Origin of the sequence: Altererythrobacter sp. B11, from assembly GCF_003569745.1 — a bacterium.
In the GTDB taxonomy this organism is placed as follows: domain Bacteria; phylum Pseudomonadota; class Alphaproteobacteria; order Sphingomonadales; family Sphingomonadaceae; genus Croceibacterium_C.
Genome location: NZ_AP018498.1, coordinates 1,098,994 through 1,119,478 on the forward strand (window position 1 = coordinate 1,098,994; position 20,485 = coordinate 1,119,478).

Here is a 20,485-nt window from a genome sequence, read left to right on the forward strand (position 1 = left end):
CTTTTTCAATTCCCGAAGGCTTCGTTGAAGGGCGTCTGCCCCGGGGCCGGCGGCCGGCGATTGCGCTGCTGGGCCTGCGGTTCCTCCCGCCCCGTAGCGCGATCGAGGAAATCGTCGCTTGCCGCCGGCGGGGCGGGGCCGCGCTGCGGCGCTTGCTGGGTGGAGCCGGGCGTGGGGCGGCCGGGGGCGGACGGCGATTGCGGCGGAAGCTCCCCCTCGATCGGGAAATCCGGCCCCTGTGGCCGCTTGCGCCCACCCGGTTCGATCAGATTGCCCTGCTCGTCCACATAGTAATATTCCTCGCCCGGATCGCCATAGAGCCACTCGTCATCGGGCTCGAGCTGCCAGTCGGGCAGGGTCAGCTCGGTTTCGAACTGCTCCACCGGCCGGTCCTTCACCGCGTAACGCATATAGGCGGCGAAGGCCTGCGCCGGGGCGCGGCCGCCGGACAGGCCGGATACGGCCCTGGCATCGTCGCGCCCCATCCACACGCCGGTGGTGATGCCGCTGGAAAAGCCGACGAACCAGCCATCCTTGTTGCTGCTGGTGGTGCCCGTCTTGCCAGCCACCGGGCGGCCGATCTGGGCGGCGCGGCCGGTGCCGGTGTTGACGGCGGTCTGCAACAGGTCGGTCATTCCGGCGGCGATGTAATCGGGCACCAGTTGCGTGCTGCGCGAAGGCTCGTGCTCATAAAGCACTTCGCCATTGGCGCCGGTCACCTTGGTGATGCCATAGGGTTCCACCGACTGGCCGCCCGCCTGCACTGCGGCGAAGGCGCGCGTCAGGTCGATCACCCGCACTTCCGACGTGCCCAGCACCATCGAAGGATAGGTGGAGATCGGCGTACTGATACCGAAGCGGCGGGCCATGGAAGCGACGGTGGAGAAGCCCACCTCGTTGCCCAGCTGCGCCGCCACCGTGTTCTTGGAATAGGCGAAGGCCGTGCGCACATCGATCTCGCCGGCATAGCTGTTGCCCGAATTGTGCGGGCTCCAGTCGCCGATCGTCACGGGTTCGTCCACCACCCGGTCATCGGGCTTGTAGCCGGCTTCCAGCGCGGCGAGATAGACGAACAGCTTCCACGCCGATCCCGGCTGGCGCAGCGCCTCTGTCGCGCGGTTGTAGCTGCTCTTCACGTAATCCGTGCCGCCCACCATCGCCAGCACCGCGCCATCGCGATCGAGGCTGACGAGCGCCCCCTGCGCTCCCTTGGGGGCATTGCTCTTGATCGCGGCGGTCGCCGCCCGCTGCATCCCCACATCGATCGTGGTCCACACCTCGATCGGTTCGAAGCTGCCGCCGGGCAGCAGCAGGTCGAGCTGCGACAGCGTCCAGTCGGTGAAATAGCGGATCGAATTCTGCCCCGCCTCGGGCTTCAGCTTCACGGCGGACACATCCACGCTGTCCGCCTCCGCCGCGCCGATCGCGCCATATTTGCGCATTTGCGCCAGCACCACATTGGCGCGGCTCACCGCCGCATCCACATCGGCTGTGGGGGCATAGCGGCTGGGTGCCTTCACCAGCCCCGCGATGATCGCCGCCTCGCCGATGGAAAGGTCGCGCGCGGAATGGCTGAAGAACTTCCGGCTGGCGGAATCGATGCCATAGGCGCCGCCGCCGAAATAGACCTTGTTCAGATAGAGCTCGAGGATCTGTTCCTTGGAGAACTTCGCCTCCAGCGCCATCGCCAGCACCGCTTCGCGCAGCTTGCGGTCCAGGCTGCGGTTGGAATTGAGGAAGACATTGCGGGCCAGCTGCTGGGTGATGGTGGAGGTGGCAGAAACCCGTTCGTCATTGCGGAAGGAGACGAGCACCGCACGGGCAAGGCCGATCGGATCGACGCCGAAATGCATGTAGAAGCGGCGATCCTCCACCGCGACCATGGCATCCTTCATCACCTGCGGGATTTCGTCGGAGCGCAGCCACTCGCCGTAGCTGGGGCCGAGCGAGACGATCTCCGTTCCGTCGCGCGCCCGCACCACGATGGTCTGGCCGTTCTGGCTGTTCATCAGGGCGGTGAAGCTGGGAATGTTGCGGGCGGCGAAATACACCGCCGTGCCCAGCGCCAGCGCGCCGAGCAGCGCCAGGGCGCCGCCCCACACAACCAGCCGCCGCAGCCAGACTTTCCACCAGGCCGGCCGCGAACCGCGCGCCGCGTCTTTCTTCGGACCGGGGCCGCTGCCCCTTCGCTTTGCCATCAGGCCCCGTCATCTTGCGGCCGGCACACCCGCCGGCCGGTTCACCAGCGGAGTGCATAGGGGATTCGTAACCCAGCGTTAACGCCCCAAGGGCGTCAGGCGGTCACTTATCCTCCGGCTTGAAGTCCAGCGCCGCGCTGTTGATGCAATAGCGCATGCCTTCCGGCCCCGGGCCATCGGGAAAGACATGGCCGAGATGGCCGGAACAGCGCGCGCACATCACTTCCGTGCGGACCATGCCATGCGAACTGTCGGTGCGTTCCTCCACCGCGTCACCATCGGCGGGGCGGGTGAAGCTGGGCCAGCCGGAGCCGCTGTCGTATTTCGCGTCGCTTTCGAACAGCGGCAGGCCGCATGCGGCGCAGACATATTCGCCCGCGGCCTTGTTCTTTTCATACTTGCCGGTGAAGGCGCGCTCGGTCCCCGCTTCGCGCAGCACGTGATACTGCTCCGGCGTCAGGCGCTCGCGCCATTCCTGCTCGCTCATTTCGATCTTGTCGGCCATGGGCAACTCCTTCCGCGCGAATATGGGGCGCGGCGGCGGAGAGGCAAGCAGGGCGGCGGGACGGGCCGCGGCCTGCCCCTCCTGCCGCTCGCATCATGCTCAGGCGTGGGCCTTGCTGGTATCCATCCGCTCGCGGCTCACCCAGCTGCCATGCACCTGGCTGCGCAGCGGGAGGCCCGTCTTCACCTTGGCGATCGGGCCCTTCTCCACCTCGTCCGCTTCGACGATCCACACTTCCGACACATAATTCGCCGGGTCCGGCCCCTGCGGAATATCCACCACGCTCATCAGCCAGCCGCCATGCTGCGCATCGGGGGAGGGGACATGCACCGGCTCGCTGATCGCCGCGCCGGGCGGCACGCCTAGCGCGGTCAGCCGGCCGTTGCCCGGCTCGATCCGCAGCAGGCAGTTGAAGTTCACCCCCACCGGGCCGCCGGGCATGGGCGGGCCACCTTCCGGGTTCATGGAAAGATACCAGGCGCGGTTGTAGGGCCGCCCCTGATCCGCATCGGCGAGGCGCGGCAGATCGCCCGGAGGGCCGAGCGGCCGCTCCTCGATCTCCGGCGCGTCCTTGCTCATGTCCAGCGTCCAGCGCACCAGCCCGCCGCCGATCTCGTGCTGGGGAATGTCGATGCCCCCGGCCTCGCGCATGAAGGAGAAGGCATTGGTGGCGCTGAGGCACAGGTCCAGATGGACCAGATCGCCATCGTCATAGCCATTCACCTCGTGGAAGCAGGATACGCCCACCGGCCCCTTGATCCACTTCATCTCCGACACGTCGCCATAGCGGGGCATGATCGCGATCCAGCTTTCCAGATCCTGTTGGTGCGCCCAGTGCGCCCCGCCGGACTGGATGCGCTCCAGATCCGCGGTAGTCGGGAAGATCGGCCAGATCGCGTATTTCTCGGTGATCACGAAATCGTGGATCGTGGAGAGATAGGGCTGCTTGAACCATTGTTCGCGCGTCAGATTGCCGTCGCGGTCGGCGATGCAATAGGCGATGTCGTCGCTGCAAAGCCCGCCGGCTTCATAGCCGAAGAAGAACATCTCGCCCGTCTGCGGGTCGATCCGCGGATGGGCGGTGAAGGTTTCCGATCGCAGCGCGCCGTAATAATCCCACTTGCCCAGCGTCGCCAGCGTGTGCGGATTGATCTCGTAAGCGCGCCCGTCCTCCTTGGTCATGAACAGGCGGCCGGCGTGCCACACCGGCGTGGTGTTGGACACGGTGCGGTCCATCCCCGCCACGCTTTCATCGTCGGTGAAGGGGTTGCGATACTGGCCGAACAGCCGCCGCCGCGCCTCTTTTTCCGCCAGGAACCGCTCCGTCTCCACCCAGCGGATGTCGAAATCCACCGCGCCCTCCACGAAGTTGAAGCGCGCGATCATGCCGTCGGCGTTCAGGGCGATGTCCTCGTCGAACAGCGGGGCATGGGCATTGTCGGGCACGGCGCGGAAGAAGGCGCCGTCGATGGCGGCGGGAATTTCGCCCTCCACCTCCAGGTCGCGGATGGTGATCTCCGCCCGCCGCGGGGTGTTGCTGCCGATGAAATGGATGGTCTGCGGAAACGCGCCCATGAGCTGAAACTCTCCCAATGATTCCTCGCCGATGATCGTAACGCCTGTTACAGTTTACCGCAAAGCCCGACATTGACAGGGCGGAAGAAAATCGAAAGGTCGCCGGATGCGGGCAAACGGGAAAAGCATGGTTCACGAACTGTCGGAAGGGCCTGCGGCGGCGCCGGCGCGGCTCAACAAGGTGGCAACGCTGCACCGCCTGCTGAAGCTCAACAACCGGCTGATGGCCCCATTTTCCACGCATCTTTCGCATCGCCACGATATCAGCTTGAACGAATTCCGCCTGTTGATGGCGATCGGCCATCTCGGCCCCTCGGCCAGCCACGAACTGGCGGCCCACACCGGCGTGAACGCGATGAGCGTCAGCCGCGCGGTGGCGACGCTGGAAAAGCATGGCCGCATCACCGTGGCCCCCGATCCCGCCAATCGCCGGCGCAAGACGCTGAGCCTCACCGAGGAGGGGGAGCGGCTCTATCGCATCATGCTGCCGCAAAGCGTGCAGGTGGCCGAATATCTGCTCAGCGACTTGTCGGACGATGATGTCGCGGCATTCGACCGGATCATGAACACGCTGATCGGCACGCTGGAAGCCACCGATGCCGAAGGCCGCTCGCGCTTCCTCGAAGCCACCCGGCCGGCGGGGGAAGGGAAGTAACATGGAACAGGATCACCGGTTGCGGATCGAGGCGGAATGCACGCGCCTCATCAACCACTACGCCAATCTCAACGATGCGCAGGATTGGGAAGCGGTGGCGCGGCTCTATACCGAAGATGCGCGCTTCATGCGGCCGAGCGGGGGCGATCCGGTGCTGGGCCGCGCGGCCATTCTGGAGAGCTTCCTCGCCCGCAAGCCGCGCGCGCAGCGCCATGTGATCGCCAACACGGTGGTGGATGTGGACGGGCCGGAAACCGCGCGTGCCTTCAGCGCCATCCTGCTGTTCCAGGGCGATGTGGCGGCGGACGGCGAACTGCCGGTGATGAGCGCCAATTCCCCGCTGGTCGGCTGGTATCGCGACCGGATCGTGCTGACGGGCGAAGGCTGGCGCTTCGCCGAGCGTGTGGGCGGGCTGGACTTCCGGCCCTAGCACGCCCCTCATCCCATCTCCGTCGTCCCGAGCCTGACCCGGGGCCCCGCTTCCTTGCGGAACCACTTGGACCGAGGGGGTCGCGCGAGACCTTGGGTCAAGCCCAGGGTGACGCAAGGGGGCGCGCGCCTCACGCCCCCGAACGGGCGATTGCCTTCGGGATCAGCAGCGTCAGCAACACGCAGGCGGCCACCGGAACCACCAGCGACAGGTAATAGCCGGCGGGCGAAATACCCCCGTCGATCAATGCCGCGCCGATGGGCGGGGCGGCAATGGCGCCGATGCGCGAAATCGCCACTGCCGCGCCGATGGCGGAGGACAGCACGTGGGAGGGGAACAGGCGCGGGCTCAGTGCCATCAGCGCGCCATGGATGCCGGTCACCCCGCCGCCGGCCACCACCAGCAGCAGGCCCCACCACAGCGGATCGGCGGGTGTGGCCCAGATGGCGAGGAAGGCGGCGCCGATTACCAGATAGCCCAGCGTCAGCGTGGCGCCGGGCCGCCAGCGGTCGAGCAGGAAGGCCAGGAAGATGCTGACGAACAGGCCGGCGCCCTGCAGCAGGCCCTGCAACCGCACGGCCAGATCGACCGCGAAGCCGGCCTGCGGCAGCACCACCGGCGTCCAGCTCACCAGCATGTAGAGCGCAATGGCGTTGAGCATGTAGGTCGTGGCGAACACCGCCAGCGGGAAGGCCAGCGGCGGGCGCAGCAGTTCCACCAGCGGCACGCCCGCGCCCGGCCGCGCGGCGGCGCGAGGCGGCGGGCCGGCGGGAAGTACGGCGGCGAGGCCCAGCGCGAGGGCGAGGGCGACCACGGCGGGCAGGAAGAACAGCATCTGCCAGCCGCGCCATGCCACCAGTTCGGGCGCGGTGAAGCCGGCCAGCATGGCGCCGATCGCGATCCCGGCGGAGACCACCGCCATCACCGTGGAGCGCCGCCCCTGCGGCGCCACTTCGGAAGAGAGGGCGGAGACATTGGCAAGGCAGGCGCCCAGCGCGATACCGGTCAGCAGGCGCCACAGCGCGAAGGCGGTGATGCTGGCGGAAAGCCCCGTCGCCAGCGTGGTCGCGGCGATGGTGAGGCAGCCCCCCACGATCACCCATTTGCGCCCGATCCGGTCCCCCAGCGGGGCGATGCCCAGCGCGCCCACGCCCAGCCCCACCAGCACGGCGGAATGGACCACCCAGAAGCTCGTTTCCTTCAGGCCTAACTCGGGCGCGAGATATTTCTGCGCCAGCGCCATGGCGTTGAGGTCATAGCCGTCGATCACCATCACGCCCGCCAGCAGCAGCAGCGCGACAAGGCGCCGGGTGCCGGTCATGCCGCGCGATCCGTCGCCGCGTCCCACGGGCTCGGCATGTGGTAGGGCACGCTGTGGAACACGGCTTCCACCTGCTCGATCGCGCCGGCGCGGATCTTGAAGGCTTCGGCCAGATAATAGCTGTGCGGCCGGCGCACTGGGCTGGAAGCCGGCGTGCCGTCGGTCAGTGTGTATTCGCCCACGATCCCGCAATGATCGATGAAGCCATGCGCCAGCACGATGCCGCGTTCGACATCCACCAGCGGGAAGCGGCGGCCGCGCAGCCGGTCGTCATAGCGATACCAGCCGAGGCGGAACTGCGCCTCGCAGCCCAGCCGGGCGATGGGCAGGGGGAACTCACTATTGTTCGTGGTTTGCACCCCGTTTTCCACCCGGTTGCAATTGGACCAGAAGCGCGTGTTGATCGTGCCGTCGTTGCGCTCGATGGTCTCGAAATAGCCGTCGGCGATCTGCAGCAGCTCTTCGCGCATCGAGGTTTCGCCGTCCGGAACGAGGGCTTCCATGGCGGGCTTGCGCTCGAACCGCTGTCCCTTGAAGGGGAAGCCTTCGTCGGCATTGCGGGCGACCACCGTCTCCGCCTCCACGATCTTCCCCTCGCGCACCCCCAACCGGAAGGCCACGGGGGACAGGGCATTGGTCTCCTCAACGCAGGTGAACAGCGCCACCTGGCCGCTTTCCGCATCGGCGAATCGGAGATCGTAATCGCCCCGGGCGGTGATCGTGTTCCACAGCCCGTCGCCTGGCTGCAGCGCCACATTGTTCTCGGTATTCAGCAGGCTGTCGGCCCAGGGCGCGCGGGCGGGATCGCGCGATTCCAGTGCGGAAACGAAGCGGTCGAGCACCGCATACAGCTCTTCTCTCGTGGCCACTTCGCTCTCCTCTTCGCCCCTGCTCGGGCAGGGGTCGCTTGACTTCGCACCCTGCTAGCCCAAAAGTAACGACCGTTAAAGTCACGCGGAGCACCGCGAGGGAGAGGGAATGGAGCCGGCAGGAAAATGCGCCGTCGTCACCGGCGGCAATTCGGGGCTGGGGCGGGCCACGGCGCAATGGCTGGAAGCGGTCGGCGCCGATGTGATCTCGCTCGACCTCTCGGGCGAGGCGCCCGAGGGCGTGCGCTTCATCGCTTGCGACGTGTCCGATTTCGCCGCGGTGGAAGCGGCAGTGGCCGCGATCGAGGGGCCGATCCACATCCTCGCCAATTGCGCTGGCATCGGCGGCATCGGCCCGATCGCCACGGCGGAGGGGCCGGGCGACATGGCGGCTTTCCGCCATGTGGTGGAGGTCAATCTCCTCGGCGCCGCGCATGCCACCGCCGCCGTGGCAACGCGGATGATCGGCAATGCGCCCGAAGGCGAGGATGGGGAGCGGGGCGTGATCATCAACGCCTGCTCCATCGCCAGCTTCGAAGGGCAGGAAGGCATGGGGGCCTATACCGCCAGCAAGGCGGGGCTCGCCGGCCTCACCCTGGTGTGGGCGCGCGATCTTTCGCGCCACGGCATTCGCGTGAACGGCATCGCGCCCGGCTTCATGGCGACGCCCATGGTGGCGATGCTGCCCGACGATTTTGTGGCCGAGCTGCTGGGGGATGCCGAATTCCCCAAGCGCGCCGGCCGCCCCGATGAATTCGCCGAGGTGGTGGATTTCGTGATCCACACGCCGCTGCTCAATGGCGAGGTGATCCGGCTGGACGCCGCCACCCGCCCGCCCGCCCGCACCAAATGGTCGATGGATTAACCGATGGCTGACAGTCCCCTTCCTCCCGGCTTCACCGCCGCCCGCCTGGCCGAGGCCCGCAGCGCCTTCGAAAGCGCGCTGGGCGCCGACAAGGTGTTCTTCACCGAGCTCGACCGGCACACCTACGAGGACAAATTCGCGGTGGACGATGCCGCGCACCACCCCGCCGGGGCGATCGCGCCCGAAAGCGTGGAGCAGGTGCAGGCGGCGCTGCGCGTGGCCAACCAGTACAAGCTGCCGATCTGGCCGATCAGCCGCGGCAAGAACCTGGGCTATGGGGGCACCGCCCCGCTGCTGGCCGGCAGCGTGGTGATGGACCTCAGCCGGATGAAGAAGATCGAGTTCGACGAGGCGAACGGCACCGTGCTCGTCGAACCCGGCGTGGGCTTCTACGACCTGTATGATTTCATCCAGGCCAACAATCTGCCCTTCTGGATCAGCACGCCCGGCAACAGCTGGGGCAGCGTGATGGGCAATGCGCTGGATCGCGGGCTGGGCTACACCCCCTATGGCGAGCACACCAAGCGCATCTGCGGGCTGGAGGTGGTGCTGCCTTCGGGCGAGGTGGTGCGCACCGGCATGGGCGCGGCGCAGGGCGCGCCGACCTGGCAGCTCTACCCCTTCGGCTTCGGCCCGGGGTGGGACCAGATGTTCGTCCAGTCCAATTTCGGCGTGGTCACCAGGATGGGCCTGTGGCTGATGCCAGAGCCCGAAAGCCTGATGGGCATGGATGTGGAGTTCGACCGGCCGGAAGACCTCAAGGCCATGATCGACACCATCGGTCCGCTGCGCCGCGAAGGGCTGCTGCAGCAGAGCCCCTCCATCGGCAACTGGCTGCGCGCCGCCGCCGTGCTGACCACGCGTGAGCAGTGGACGGAGGAGCCCGGCGCCCTGTCCGATGCGGTGATCGACAAGATCCGCAAGCAGTTCGGCATCGGCTGGTGGGGCGTCTCGCTGCGCCTCTATGGCCGGGAGGATGTGAACAAGGCGGCCTACAAGATCCTCGAGCAGGCGATGAACGCCATAAACCCGATGCTGATCAAGCCGACCACCTGGAAGAAGGGCGAACCGATCGAGCGCACCGGCTGGACCGGCACGCCGATGACCTTCCCGATGCAGAATGTGAACTGGTACGGCGGGCGCGGCGGGCACATCGGCTTCTCCCCCGTGCTGCCGCAGGATGGCACGCAGGCGCTGGAGCAGTTCAAGCGCACCTATGCCCGCTACAAGGAATACGGGATGGATTACCAGGGCAGCTTCGCCTTCGGCGAACGCCACCTGCTGAACGTCAATGCGATGATCTTCGACAAGGATTCGCCCGAGATGATGGCGAAGATCGATCCCTTCTTCCGCACGCTGGTGGCCGATGCGAAGCAGCACGGATATTGCGAATATCGCACCCACCTCGATTACATGGACCTCGTCGCCGACAGCTACGACTTCAACAATGGCGCGCTGCGGCGGCTCAACGACACGGTAAAGGACGCGCTCGATCCCAACGGCATCCTGGCCCCGGGGAAAAGCGGCATCTGGCCCAAGGGGTCAGCGGGGAGGAAGGCATGAAGCGCGCAATGTTCGCAGCCGCCGCCGTGGCGCTGGGCGGGGCGGCCCTGCTTTCGGCCGGGGCGGTGATGGGCCAGGCCGGCGCCGATGCGCCCGCGCCTTCGGCCACCGGCGTTGGCGCCGGCCCGCCGCCCATGCCCCAGCCGCTCACCCTGGCGCTGCGCCCCGGCGCGACGGGGGGCGAGAAGGACTATGTGGTGAAGTGCGGCATGTGCCACGGGCCGAACGGCATGGGCACCGGCCTGCTGGCCCGCCGCATGGACACGCCGCTGCTGGAAGCGCGCGACAATCTCACGCGCGAATATGTGATCCTCGCCGCGCGCCGGGGCATCGGCAACATGCCGGCGATCCCGCGGGGTGAAGTGAGCGATGCGGAGCTGGAGGCGATTGCCGATTACCTTGCCGCCGGCCCGCATGAGGTGGCCCGATGATCGCGCTCACCCGCCGCGGTGCGCTGGCCGGCGCGCTCGCCGTGCCCACCGTCGCCGGGCTCGCCCAATGGCGCTGGCGCCATGGCGAGCAGGGCCTGTTGCTGCACGATCCCGCGCTGGCAGCCGGCCGCCGCTTCGCCGAAGCGGGCCGCATGCGTGGCGGGCAGGTGCTGGCGCTGGAGGGGGACCGGGTGCGCCTCGGCCGCGCGGCCTTCGATCGCCGCCCTGCGCTGGTCGCCGGGGTCAGCCGCCATGCCGATGCGCTGCTGATCGAAGATATCGCGCGCGAGGCGGGCTATATCCGCGTTGCTGCCGTCCATGGCCGCTCCGGCACTTGCACCGCCAACACCTGCCGCCCCGGCTGGCAGGCGCTGGGCCGCGCGGCCGAAGCGGCGGGGGCGGACTGGGTGGAAGCACTGGCCGATTACGCCGCCCGCCCCGGCGAGGCAGCCGGCCGTACCCTCGCCGCCCTGGCGCCCACGCACGGCGATGCCGGGCTGGTCATCGGCTGGGTGCTCGCGCCGCGGGGGTAGGGCCCCTCATCCAACTGCGACTAGTTCGCTGCGCTCACAAGTCTCCGTATCCTTCTCCCACCAGTGGGAGAAGGAATGCACCAAACCTTCTCCCGTTCACGGGAGAAGGATACGCAGGCTTGGCAGCTTGCTGCCTAGCCGCAGTTGGATGAGGGCCCCTACCCCTTCCATTCAAACCGCGACGGCAGCCCCTCTGCCATTGTCAGAATCTCCGCCAGCACGCTGTCCCTGTTCGTAAGGACATCCGCGTTCCAGAAGCGGATCACCCGATAGCCCAGCTGCTCCAGCGCAGCGGTGCGCGCCGCGTCGGCCTCTGGCGAATGCTGCCCGCCGTCGAGCTCCACGATCAGCCGCTTTTCCGCGCAGAGGAAATCGGCGACATAGGGGCCGACCGTCGCCTGCCGGCGGAACTTCAGCCCGCCCAGGCGCCGCCCGCGCAGATACGGCCACAGGGCCTGTTCTGCGTCGGTGGCATTGCGGCGCAGGCTGCGCGCGTGGCGGTTGGTCCCGCCGATCGGCACGGATCGAACCTCAGCGCCTGATAATCAGGCTCTCCGGCCGCTTTCTCGGCACCCATTGGCCGCGGCCGGGGAAGTTCTTCAGCACTTCGCCATCCCACAGCCGCACGATGCGGCGCTGGAAACGCCATTTGCCGTCCGCGCCCTTCACCGCGTGATCGTCATACCAGCCGGTGAAGCGCAGCAGATAGGGCGGTTCGCCTTCGCATTCGGTCACGAAGGCGAAGCTCTTCAGCTTCACGCTGCCGTCCGCCTGCGGCATGTATTTCACCTGCGTCACGTGGTGCTGGCGGCCGGGGAAACCGGGGGCATTGGCATAATGGGCCATCAGGCCGCGAATGCCGTCATGTCCTTCCCAGATGTCGGGATCGTCGAACACTTCCTCGCTCATCAGGCAGTCGTCGGTGAAGCATTCCACCAGCGCATCGGCATCGCCCGTATCCAGCGCCCAGCTGTAATCGGCGATCAGATCCTGCAGCGCCAGACGGTCTTCGACGGACAATTTGCTCATATGATACTCTCCCACTTGTTGCCACGACCGTAACACTCGTTATTATCACCGCCAAGCGGTTGCATGTCGCTGGGAGAGGGAAATGGGCAAGATCATCATCACCGGCGCGTCCGGTAATTTCGGCAATGCGGCGGCGCGGCAGCTGCTGGAGCATGTGCCGGCGGAGGATCTGATCCTCCTTTCGCGCACGCCGGAAAAGCTGGCCGAATTCGATCAGCTGGGCGCGCAGGTCCGCCGCGCGGATTTCGACGATCCGGCGAGCCTGGCCGCCGCGACCGAGGGCGGGGAGAGCATGTTGCTGATCTCCACCCTGCGCGTGGGTACGCGGGTCCAGCAACACCAGAATGCCGTGGATGCGGCGGTGGCCAATGGCGTGCGCCACATCGTCTATACCTCGATCATCGCCGGCGGGGAGGCGGATCACCCGTCGATCGAGCAGCACGATCATTATGCCACCGAACAGCTGATCCAGCGGTCCGGCGCGGAATGGACGCATCTGCGCGACAGCCTCTATGCCGAGGCAGTAGCCACAGCCATGGCGATCCCCGCGCTGCAGGCGGGCAGCAAGCCCGACAATGCGGCGGACGGGAAGGTCGCCATCGTCAGCCGCGATGATTGCGTGGCCTCCGCCGTCGGCGTGCTGACGCAGGAAGGCCACGGCAACCGCGCCTATGACATCACCGGGCCGGAGCTGATCTCCATCCCCGAAGCGGTGGCGATGATCTCCGAAATGGCGGGCAAGCCGATCGAGCTGATCCCGGTCGATGACGAGGGGATGTACCAGTATTTCGACACGCTGGGCGTGCCGCGCCGTGCTTCGGATATCGTGCCCGACGGGCCGATCCCCTGGGCGAGCGAAGGCATGGTGACCTTCGGCCAGTCCATCCGCGAGGGCTATTTCGCCGTGCGGAGCGACGATGTGGAGCGGATCACCGGCCGGCCGCCGCGCAGCCTGCGCTCCGTGCTCGAACAGTATCAGGGCGCCTGGCCGCAATGAGCGGGGGGATGCGCAGGCTGCTGATCGCGGCCGCCGCGGCGCTGGCGCTGGCGGGCTGTTCGAAGGGCACGGACAAGCCGGATATCGACACCAGCGTCTATGGCGCGGGGGACGATTGGGACAATCCGGGCGGGGATTGGGCGGAAAGCCATTTCTCCCGCCTGACGGATATCAATGCCCAGAACGTCGGCACGCTCGGCCTCGCCTGGGAATATGATCTCGGCACGCAGCGCGTGCAGGAAGCGACGCCGGTGGTGATCGACGGGGTGATGTACACCTCGGGCAATCTCGGGCGGGTCTATGCGCTGAACGCGGCGACCGGCGCCCAGCTGTGGACCTTCGAACCCGATGTGGACATGCAGGCCAATCGCGCTGCCTGCTGCGATCAGGGCAATCGCGGCGTGGCGGTGCATGATGGCAAGGTGTTCGTCGGCGCGCTCGACGGCTGGCTCTATGCGCTGGATGCGAAGACCGGCGCGGTGGCGTGGAAAGTGGATACGATCACCGATCGCACGCGCGGCTACACCATCACCGGCGCGCCGGAAGTGGCGGGCGATCTCGTCATCATCGGCAATGCGGGCGCGGAATATGACACGCGCGGCTATGTCACCGCCTATCACGCGGGCGACGGCAAGCAGGCCTGGCGCTTCTTCACCATCCCGCACGATCCGGCCAAGGGGCCGCAGGAAAGCCCGGAGCTGGAAGCGGCGCTGAAGACCTGGAGCAAGGACACGCGCTGGGACATCGGCGGCGGTGGCACGGCTTGGGATGCCATCACCTATGATCCGGTATTCGATCAGGTGATCGTGGGCACCGGCAATGGTGGCCCCTATCCGATCAGCACCCGCTCTCCCGGCGGCGGGGACAATCTCTATCTCAATTCGCTCGTCGCGCTGGACCGCAAAAGCGGCGAGATGAAGTGGTATTTCCAGGAAACGCCGCAGGATAGCTGGGATCTCACCGCCACCCAGCCGATGATCCTGGCCGATATGGACATCGGCGGGAAACAGCGGCCGGTGATCCTCCACGCGCCCAAGAACGGCTTCTATTTCGTGGTGGACCGGGAAAGCGGCAAGCCGCTGCTGGCCGAACAGATGGTGCGCACCAGCTGGGCCGATGGCTGGGATCTCAGCACTGGCAAGCCGCATCTGACGCCGGAATATTCGGACTATACCAACGGGCCGAAGATCGTCTTCCCGGCGAGTTCGGGCGCGCGCAACTGGCATCCCGCGGCCTATGACCCCACGCGCAATCTCTATTTCGCCAGCTTCGTGGATATGGGCAATCTGATGTTCATTCCGCCGGGCCAGCAGAACCCGCCGCGCAAGGAAAAGGCGCTGAATGCGGATGCGGCGCTGATCTTCACCTCCGACCTGCAGCCCGCGCTCGCCACCCTGCCGCCGCCGCTGCAGCAGGCGGTGAAGGCGCTGCCGCAATGGCAGCAGGTGAAAGAGATGCCGTTCAGCTCGCAATTGCGTGCGGTGGACGCGCGCACCGGCAAGGTGAAATGGACGGTGGAGCATGACGGCTGGCAGGATCGCGCGGGCGTGCTTGCCACCGCCTCGGGCTTGGTGTTCCATGGCGATCTGGCCGGCCGCCTGCGGGTGTTCGATGCCGATACCGGCAAGCTGCTGAAGACGGTGGAGACGGGCAGCTCGATCCTCGCCGCGCCGATGACCTATCGGGTCGACGGGGTGCAATATGTCGCGGTGCAGACCGGCTGGGGCGGTGGCGGCTGGGGCTTCGTGCCCGGCTATGCCGCGGCCTATGCCAAGGGCAATGCCAACCGGCTGCTGGTGTTCAAGCTGGGCGGCGGCGCGGTGCCGGTGCCCGATGACCTGCCGCCGCTGGAGCCGGCGCCCGCACCGCCCGCGCAGTTCCCCGATGCGACACCGCAGATGATCGCCACGGGATCGGCGCTATTCACCGAGAATTGCTCGCTGTGCCATTCGAACCAGCCGCGCGCCCCGCTGCCGGACTTGCGGCGGATGAGCGAGGGCACCCATGCGGCCTTCGACAGGATCGTGCTGGAAGGGCTGTTCCTGCCCAACGGCATGCCGCGGTGGGACGATATCCTCTCGCCCGATCAGGCGAAGGCCATCCATGCCTTCCTGATCGCGGAGCAGGAGAAACTGCATGAACGCGAAGTGGCGCTGAAGCGGCAGGGCAAGCCGCTCGATTCGCGCAGCCTCACCATATTGTCCAATTTCTGATGCACATTCCGGCGCGACACCCCTGCGACGCGCCGCTGACAGGAGACATGCGATGACCCCCCAAGGCGTGACCATCAAGCATCCCGACCGGCTGTTCATCGGCGGCGAATGGGTCGCCCCCGCCGCCGGCGGAACGATCGAGATCGTCAATCCGGCGAGCGAGGAGGTGGTCGCCCGCACCGCCGCCGCCGGCCCGGCGGACATGGACCACGCCGTCGCCGCCGCGCGGCAGGCCTTCGATCACGGCCCATGGCCCACCACGCCCCCGGCGGAGCGCGGCGCGGCGCTGAACCGGATGATCGACATCCTCGAAGCGCGCGTGCCCGAGCTTGCCGCCGCCTGGACGGCGCAGGTCGGCGGCCTCGCCAGCTTCGCGCCGATGATGCACGGCGGCGCGGTGGCTCAGCTGCGCGGCATCGCCGCCATGGGCGAGAGCTTCGCCTGGGTCAGCCAGAAGAAGGGCCAGGTGGTTGACACCGCCGTGATCGTGCGCGAGCCGGTGGGCGTCGTCGTCGGCATCGCGCCGTGGAACGCGCCCTTCGGCATCATGGCGAACAAGGTGTTCTACGCCCTGATCGCCGGCTGCCCGATCATCATGAAGCCCTCGCCCGAAACCCCGCTGGAAGCCTATATCATTGCCGAGGCGGCGGAGGCGGCGGGCCTGCCGGCGGGCACGGTGAACCTGGTCCCGGCAGAGCGCGAGGCGGCCGACCACCTGATCCACAGCCCGGATATCGACAAGGTCACCTTCACCGGATCGAGCGCGGCGGGCATGCATATCGCCAGCGTCTGCGGCGGCAAGATGACCCGCTGCACGATGGAGCTGGGCGGCAAGTCCGCCGCCATCATCCGCGACGATTTCCCGATCGAGGCGGCCGCGGGCATCCTCGGCAATACGATCACGGTGATGAGCGGGCAGGTCTGCGCCATGCTCAGCCGCGCCATCGTACCCAGGGCCCGGCATGACGAGCTGGCCGAGGCGATCGCGGGCGTGATGAAGGGCATCCGCATCGGCGCGCCGGAGGATGCGGAAACCCAGCTCGGCCCGCTGGCGATGAAGCGCCAGCTGGAACGGGTGGAAATGTATATCGAGGAAGGCCGCAAGGGCGGCGCCGATCTCGTCACCGGCGGCCAGCGCCCGGCGCATATGAACAAGGGCTATTACATCGAGCCCACCCTGTTCGCCAATGTCGACAACCAGAGCCGCATTGCGCAGGAGGAGATCTTCGGCCCGGTGCTGTGCCTGATCCCGGCCGAGGACGAGGAGGATGCGATCCGCATCGCCAATGAGAGCAATTTCGGCCTTAACGGCTCGGTGCTCACCAGCGACCCGCAGGCCGCCTATGACATCAGCCGGCGCATCCGCACCGGCGTGATGGGGCAGAACGGCATGCGCATGGAATTCGGCATGCCCTTCGGCGGCTTCAAGCAATCGGGCATGGGCCGCGAAGGCGGCGAGGAGGGGCTGTGGCCCTATCTGGAAACCAAGACGATCCTGCTGGACGGCGCGCCGGCGCGGGTCTGAGGGCGGCGTTTTCCCTCTCCCAACCCTCTCCCCTGAAGGGGAGAGGGCTTTTGGTGGCGCGAGACCCCGGGTCGAGCCCGGGGGTGACGACCAATGGGCCTGAGGCCATGGTGCAACCCGTTACCCCCACTCCCCGTCACCCCGGCCTTGAGCCGGGGTCTCGCACCCCTGCCAGCCGATCCCGCCTTCCCCCCGCGCCCTGCCGCGCCTATCCCCGCCCGCATGAGGGCAAAGCAAGCGGCAAGACTGGGCGCGATCGCGGCGGCGGTGCTGGTGCTGTCCGCCTGCGGCGGCGGGCGCGATTATCGGCCGGTGAGCGACGTGCCCGTGCGCGTGGGTCCGCCCTATAGCGTGCGCGGCACCACTTACACGCCGGCGCCCGATCCGGCCTATGACCGGCTCGGCTATGCCAGCTGGTATGGCCCCGAAAGCGGCAGCCAGACGGCCAATGGCGAGCGGTTCCGGCCTGACGGCATCAGCGCCGCGCACACCACCCTGCCGCTACCCACCTATGTGGAAGTGACGGCGCTCGACACCGGGCAGCGCATCATCGTGCGGGTGAACGATCGCGGCCCCTTCTCCGACAGAAGGCGGATCATCGACCTGTCGCGCGGGGCGGCGGAGGAACTCGGCATCCGCGCCCGGGGCACCGCGCCGGTGCGCGTCCGCGCGGTGCAGCCTTCGGAGGAAGACCGCGCCCGCCTGCGCGCGGGGAAGCCCGCGGCCGAACTGCCGCCCGTGCCGCAGCGCACGTTGCAGGCCTTGAGGGGGCAGATGGCGGCGGCGGGTTACTGATCCCGCCGCGCGCGGGCCGCCGGCCGGTCAGATCTTCTTGTCGTTGGGATCGATCGGGGCCTCGCTCTTCAGCATGGGGTCCCAATGTTCGGCGATCTTGCCGTTTTCGATCCGGAACAGGTCGAACCAGGTGGAATAATAGGTCTTCCCCTCGGCATCCTTTTCCGGCCGCACGAAGGCGGTCGTCACGAAATTGCCTTCCCCCATCAGGTGGATCAGCGGCAGGTCGAGTGTGTCCTGGATCGGCCGTTCGGGCCGCGTTTTTCGGACATAGTCCACGATGCCGGCCAGACCCTGTGCCGCATTGGGGTTATGCTGCACATAATTCGTGGCAATGAACTCCCCCGCGCGGTCCGCCCGGCCGGCCTGCAGCACGATGCGGTACATGTCATAGACGAGCCGCTTGTTGGCTGCGACCTGCGGATCATCGCTGGCGAGCAGGGCGGAATGATCCGCAGGAATCTGCGGTTTTTCGTAAGACAGTGGCATATCCTCTCCCCAGGCGGCGGTCGTGCCGGCGGCCAGCAGGGCCGCGAGTGCAAGCGTCAGTCGGCGCATCGGCATTCTCCTCTCCCCCACTTCCTGCCAAAGGAGGGGTGACGCGGCAAGCGCCAGCCGCTATCGGTTCGGACAAACGCAATTTCAACCGGGTAGAACTGTCTCATGCGCCTGCAATACCTCCTCCTGGCATCCTTGATTCTGCCCGTGGCAGCCCATGCGGAAGAGGAAGGCCCGGTGATCGTGGTCACCGGGCGCGGGCTCGATGCCACCCCCGCCACCCCGGCTTACGATACGGTGGTGCTGGATCGGGAAGAGATCACCCGCACCGCATCGGGCCGGCTGGAAGATGCGCTGTCCAACATCGCCGGGTTCCAGCAGTTCCGCCGTTCCGACAGCCGATCCTCCAACCCCACGGCGCAGGGCGCCACGCTGCGGGCACTGGGCGGCAATGCCACCAGCCGCGCGCTGGTGCTGCTGGACGGCGTACCGATGCTCGATCCCTTCTTTGGCTATGTCCCCTTTTCCGCCATCGCGCCGGAGCGGCTGGACTCCATTCGCGTCACGCGCGGGGGTGGCTCCGGCCCCTTCGGCTCGGGCGCGCTGGCCGGAACGATCGAGCTGGACAGCGCCAATGCCGCGACGCTGGGCCTGCTGAACGGGCAGGCGCTGGTGAACAATCGCGGGGAGACGGAGCTTTCCGGCACGCTGGCGCCGCAGGTGGGCGATGGTTTTGCCGTGGTCAGCGGCCGGTGGGATCGCGGGCAGGGCTTCTACACCACGCCGGACAATCAGCGCGTGCCCGCCACCGCTCGTGCGCGCTATGATAGCTGGTCCGCCAGCGGCCGGCTGGTGCAGCCGCTGGGCGACAGTCTGGAGCTGCAGCTGCGCGGCCTTGCCTTCGAAGACAATCGCACGCTGCGCTTCGATGGGGCGGACAGCGGCATCACCGGGCAGGATGTCAGCGCCCGGCTGGTCAGCCGCGGGCCGTGGCAGGTGGATGCCGTGGCCTATGCGCAATGGCGCAATTTCAGCAATATCGTGATCTCTTCCAGCCAGTTCACGCCGGTGCTGGACCAGAAGGACACGCCCGCTTCGGGGCAGGGCGGCAAGCTGGAAGTGCGCCCGCCGGTCGGGCCGGATCATGTCCTGCGGCTGGGTGCCGATTTCCGCCGTGCCGAAGGCGATCTGAAAGAAGATGCCCTGTCCGCCTTCAGCGGGCTGCGGACGGAAGAGCGCTTCGCCGGCGGGGTGAACACCGATCTCGGCCTGTTCGTGGAAGATGACTGGACGATCGGCCGGCTGGTGCTGACCGGCGGCCTGCGGGCCGACCGCTATCGCATCATGGATGGCTATTACCGCGCCTATAGCGGCAGCACGGGTGCCCTCGTGGCGGACGAGATCTATCCCGACCGCGCCGATTGGGAGGTGTCCTATCGCGCGGGCGTGGCCTTTGACGCGACCGATGCGCTGCGCCTGCGCGCCGCCGCCTACAGCGGCCTGCGGCTGCCGACGCTGAACGAGCTGTACCGCCCCTTCGTGGTGTTCCCGGTCACGACAGAGGCCAATGCCGCGCTGGAGAACGAGCGGCTGGAAGGCTTCGAGGCCGGAGTGGACTGGCGGCCGATGGAAGGCGCCAGCCTTTCGCTCACCGCCTTCGACAACAAGGTGAAGGACGCCATCACCAATGTGACGCTGGAGCCGAACCTGCGCCAGCGCCGCAATATCGACGCGATCGATGCGCAGGGCGTGGAACTGGGCGGCCAGCTGGAATTGGGGCAGGTGAGCTTCGACGGCACGCTGGCCTATACCGACGCGACGATGAGCGGCACGGGTCTGGCGGCCGATCTCGACGGCTTCCGCCCCTCGCAGACGCCGAAATGGGCGGCCAGCGCCACGCTGGGCTGGCACCCGCGCGAGGGCTGGAATCTTGCCGCCACGTTGCGCCATGTCGGCCGTCAGTATGAGGACGATCAGGAAACCGATGTGCTGCCCGCGGCCACTACGGTCGATCTCTTCGCCCAGGTGCCGCTGGCGCGCGGCGTCAGCTTCGTGGGCCGGGTGGAAAATCTGTTCGACGAGGAAATCGTCACCCGCAACCAGGGCGGATCGATGGACCTGGGCACGCCCCTCACCGTCTGGGGCGGCTTCCGCTACGGCTTCTGAGCGTCTGCCGCTTGCGCTGCGGGCGCGGGCGTGATTTTCTCCTGCTCCCCAGGGCTTGGCGCTGGCCGGCCAAAAGAAGGGAGAGGATATGGCAGCAGCAGCCTCCGCACGGGCGGGGCAGGATCGCCTGTGGTCGCATTGCGCGACGATGGTGCGTGTGCTTTCCTACGGGGCCATTCGCCGGGCAGTTCGGGCGGATGCGTGCGCCTTTCCTCCCCTCTTCTGCCCCGCTGCGGCGGCCTGCGCGGCACAGCCCGGTTTTCTGCCAAATAACCCTGTTCCACGGCGTTCCAAGCGTGCTGCAGCTGCGACGAACC

Annotated in this window: 19 protein-coding genes; 11 read left to right on the forward strand and 8 right to left on the reverse strand. The window is 67.4% G+C overall.

The features are described 5' to 3' along the window. Positions 1-5: 5 nt before the first annotated feature. The 3 genes from AEB_RS05265 to AEB_RS05275 form a co-directional block, all read right to left on the reverse strand. Positions 6-2,198 carry a PBP1A family penicillin-binding protein gene (locus AEB_RS05265; protein WP_119082244.1) on the reverse strand — a complete coding sequence of 731 codons (2,193 nt, stop codon included), beginning with the start codon at positions 2,196-2,198 and terminating at the stop codon, positions 6-8. A gap of 103 nt (positions 2,199-2,301) precedes the next feature. Next, positions 2,302-2,703 (reverse strand): peptide-methionine (R)-S-oxide reductase MsrB, encoded by a 402-nt coding sequence (msrB, locus tag AEB_RS05270; RefSeq protein ID WP_119082245.1) that lies wholly within the window; start codon positions 2,701-2,703, stop codon positions 2,302-2,304. A 99-nt stretch (positions 2,704-2,802) separates the two neighbouring features. Further along, positions 2,803-4,278, reverse strand: coding sequence for a carotenoid oxygenase family protein (locus AEB_RS05275; RefSeq protein ID WP_119082246.1), 1,476 nt, complete (start codon positions 4,276-4,278; stop codon positions 2,803-2,805). Positions 4,279-4,405: 127 nt separating this feature from the next. Here AEB_RS05275 and AEB_RS05280 point away from each other — a divergent pair, with 127 nt between their 5' ends. Beyond that, positions 4,406-4,933, forward strand: a complete 528-nt coding sequence (locus AEB_RS05280; protein ID WP_231958919.1) for a MarR family winged helix-turn-helix transcriptional regulator — start codon at positions 4,406-4,408, stop codon at positions 4,931-4,933. A 1-nt stretch (position 4,934) separates the two neighbouring features. Then, positions 4,935-5,363, forward strand: a complete 429-nt coding sequence (locus AEB_RS05285) for a nuclear transport factor 2 family protein (RefSeq protein ID WP_119082248.1) — start codon at positions 4,935-4,937, stop codon at positions 5,361-5,363. A 130-nt stretch (positions 5,364-5,493) separates the two neighbouring features. On the opposite strand, the gene AEB_RS05290 is transcribed toward AEB_RS05285, so the two are convergent. Both AEB_RS05290 and AEB_RS05295 read right to left on the reverse strand, forming a co-directional pair. Beyond that, positions 5,494-6,684 (reverse strand): MFS transporter, encoded by a 1,191-nt coding sequence (locus tag AEB_RS05290; protein ID WP_145985267.1) that lies wholly within the window; start codon positions 6,682-6,684, stop codon positions 5,494-5,496. Next, positions 6,681-7,553 (reverse strand): hypothetical protein, encoded by an 873-nt coding sequence (locus AEB_RS05295; protein WP_119082250.1) that lies wholly within the window; start codon positions 7,551-7,553, stop codon positions 6,681-6,683. Before AEB_RS05295 ends, AEB_RS05290 begins: the two co-directional genes overlap by 4 nt. Positions 7,554-7,662: 109 nt before the next feature. Here AEB_RS05295 and AEB_RS05300 point away from each other — a divergent pair, with 109 nt between their 5' ends. From AEB_RS05300 to AEB_RS05315, 4 genes are read left to right on the forward strand one after another with little or no spacing between them, the layout of a single operon-like run. Then, positions 7,663-8,418, forward strand: coding sequence for an SDR family NAD(P)-dependent oxidoreductase (locus AEB_RS05300; RefSeq protein WP_119082251.1), 756 nt, complete (start codon positions 7,663-7,665; stop codon positions 8,416-8,418). 3 nt (positions 8,419-8,421) lie between these two features. After that, a complete protein-coding gene (locus AEB_RS05305) occupies positions 8,422-9,981 on the forward strand; it encodes an FAD-binding oxidoreductase (protein WP_119082252.1) in 1,560 nt (519 codons plus the stop codon). Then, positions 9,978-10,412: a c-type cytochrome gene (locus AEB_RS05310; protein ID WP_231958920.1), complete on the forward strand. Its 435-nt coding sequence runs from the start codon at positions 9,978-9,980 to the stop codon at positions 10,410-10,412. The genes AEB_RS05305 and AEB_RS05310 overlap by 4 nt, the downstream gene beginning before the upstream one ends. After that, the gene (locus AEB_RS05315; protein ID WP_119082253.1) at positions 10,409-10,945 is read left to right on the forward strand and encodes a hypothetical protein; all 537 of its coding nucleotides are present in this window, start codon (positions 10,409-10,411) and stop codon (positions 10,943-10,945) included. Before AEB_RS05310 ends, AEB_RS05315 begins: the two co-directional genes overlap by 4 nt. A gap of 158 nt (positions 10,946-11,103) precedes the next feature. Here AEB_RS05315 and AEB_RS05320 read toward each other — a convergent pair whose 3' ends face one another. Further along, the gene (locus AEB_RS05320; protein WP_119082254.1) at positions 11,104-11,466 is read right to left on the reverse strand and encodes an endonuclease domain-containing protein; all 363 of its coding nucleotides are present in this window, start codon (positions 11,464-11,466) and stop codon (positions 11,104-11,106) included. A gap of 10 nt (positions 11,467-11,476) precedes the next feature. Beyond that, positions 11,477-11,974, reverse strand: a complete 498-nt coding sequence (locus AEB_RS05325; protein WP_119082255.1) for a nuclear transport factor 2 family protein — start codon at positions 11,972-11,974, stop codon at positions 11,477-11,479. An 82-nt stretch (positions 11,975-12,056) separates the two neighbouring features. Here AEB_RS05325 and AEB_RS05330 point away from each other — a divergent pair, with 82 nt between their 5' ends. The 4 genes from AEB_RS05330 (at position 12,057) to AEB_RS05345 (ending at position 17,504) form a co-directional block, all read left to right on the forward strand. Next, entirely contained in the window at positions 12,057-12,971 is a 915-nt protein-coding gene (locus AEB_RS05330; protein ID WP_119082256.1) for an SDR family oxidoreductase, read from the forward strand. Between the two features lie 8 nt (positions 12,972-12,979). Further along, positions 12,980-15,184 (forward strand): PQQ-dependent dehydrogenase, methanol/ethanol family, encoded by a 2,205-nt coding sequence (locus AEB_RS05335; RefSeq protein WP_119082257.1) that lies wholly within the window; start codon positions 12,980-12,982, stop codon positions 15,182-15,184. A gap of 52 nt (positions 15,185-15,236) precedes the next feature. Then, a complete protein-coding gene (locus AEB_RS05340; RefSeq protein ID WP_119082258.1) occupies positions 15,237-16,709 on the forward strand; it encodes an aldehyde dehydrogenase in 1,473 nt (490 codons plus the stop codon). A 222-nt stretch (positions 16,710-16,931) separates the two neighbouring features. Continuing rightward, positions 16,932-17,504, forward strand: coding sequence for a septal ring lytic transglycosylase RlpA family protein (locus AEB_RS05345; RefSeq protein ID WP_119082259.1), 573 nt, complete (start codon positions 16,932-16,934; stop codon positions 17,502-17,504). A gap of 27 nt (positions 17,505-17,531) precedes the next feature. Here the strand turns inward: AEB_RS05345 and AEB_RS05350 are convergent, their stop codons facing one another. Beyond that, positions 17,532-18,062, reverse strand: a complete 531-nt coding sequence (locus AEB_RS05350) for a nuclear transport factor 2 family protein (protein WP_231958921.1) — start codon at positions 18,060-18,062, stop codon at positions 17,532-17,534. Between the two features lie 105 nt (positions 18,063-18,167). Between AEB_RS05350 and AEB_RS05355 the strand changes: the two genes are divergently transcribed. Next, entirely contained in the window at positions 18,168-20,168 is a 2,001-nt protein-coding gene (locus AEB_RS05355; protein WP_119082260.1) for a TonB-dependent receptor plug domain-containing protein, read from the forward strand. Positions 20,169-20,485 lie beyond the last annotated feature (317 nt).

What these genes read in the sequence shown, in the direction of transcription:
- AEB_RS05275 (WP_119082246.1), bottom strand. Translation starts at nt 4,278, where the DNA reads ATGGGCGCGTTTCCGCAGACCATCCATTTCATCGGCAGCAACACCCCG.
- AEB_RS05350 (WP_231958921.1), bottom strand. Translation starts at nt 18,062, where the DNA reads ATGCGCCGACTGACGCTTGCACTCGCGGCCCTGCTGGCCGCCGGCACG.
- AEB_RS05310 (WP_231958920.1), top strand. Translation starts at nt 9,978, where the DNA reads ATGAAGCGCGCAATGTTCGCAGCCGCCGCCGTGGCGCTGGGCGGGGCG.
- AEB_RS05355 (WP_119082260.1), top strand. Translation starts at nt 18,168, where the DNA reads ATGCGCCTGCAATACCTCCTCCTGGCATCCTTGATTCTGCCCGTGGCA.
- msrB (WP_119082245.1), bottom strand. Translation starts at nt 2,703, where the DNA reads ATGGCCGACAAGATCGAAATGAGCGAGCAGGAATGGCGCGAGCGCCTG.
- AEB_RS05335 (WP_119082257.1), top strand. Translation starts at nt 12,980, where the DNA reads ATGCGCAGGCTGCTGATCGCGGCCGCCGCGGCGCTGGCGCTGGCGGGC.
- AEB_RS05325 (WP_119082255.1), bottom strand. Translation starts at nt 11,974, where the DNA reads ATGAGCAAATTGTCCGTCGAAGACCGTCTGGCGCTGCAGGATCTGATC.
- AEB_RS05340 (WP_119082258.1), top strand. Translation starts at nt 15,237, where the DNA reads ATGACCCCCCAAGGCGTGACCATCAAGCATCCCGACCGGCTGTTCATC.
- AEB_RS05345 (WP_119082259.1), top strand. Translation starts at nt 16,932, where the DNA reads ATGAGGGCAAAGCAAGCGGCAAGACTGGGCGCGATCGCGGCGGCGGTG.
- AEB_RS05265 (WP_119082244.1), bottom strand. Translation starts at nt 2,198, where the DNA reads ATGGCAAAGCGAAGGGGCAGCGGCCCCGGTCCGAAGAAAGACGCGGCG.
- AEB_RS05315 (WP_119082253.1), top strand. Translation starts at nt 10,409, where the DNA reads ATGATCGCGCTCACCCGCCGCGGTGCGCTGGCCGGCGCGCTCGCCGTG.
- AEB_RS05290 (WP_145985267.1), bottom strand. Translation starts at nt 6,684, where the DNA reads ATGACCGGCACCCGGCGCCTTGTCGCGCTGCTGCTGCTGGCGGGCGTG.
- AEB_RS05300 (WP_119082251.1), top strand. Translation starts at nt 7,663, where the DNA reads ATGGAGCCGGCAGGAAAATGCGCCGTCGTCACCGGCGGCAATTCGGGG.
- AEB_RS05330 (WP_119082256.1), top strand. Translation starts at nt 12,057, where the DNA reads ATGGGCAAGATCATCATCACCGGCGCGTCCGGTAATTTCGGCAATGCG.
- AEB_RS05305 (WP_119082252.1), top strand. Translation starts at nt 8,422, where the DNA reads ATGGCTGACAGTCCCCTTCCTCCCGGCTTCACCGCCGCCCGCCTGGCC.
- AEB_RS05285 (WP_119082248.1), top strand. Translation starts at nt 4,935, where the DNA reads ATGGAACAGGATCACCGGTTGCGGATCGAGGCGGAATGCACGCGCCTC.
- AEB_RS05280 (WP_231958919.1), top strand. Translation starts at nt 4,406, where the DNA reads ATGGTTCACGAACTGTCGGAAGGGCCTGCGGCGGCGCCGGCGCGGCTC.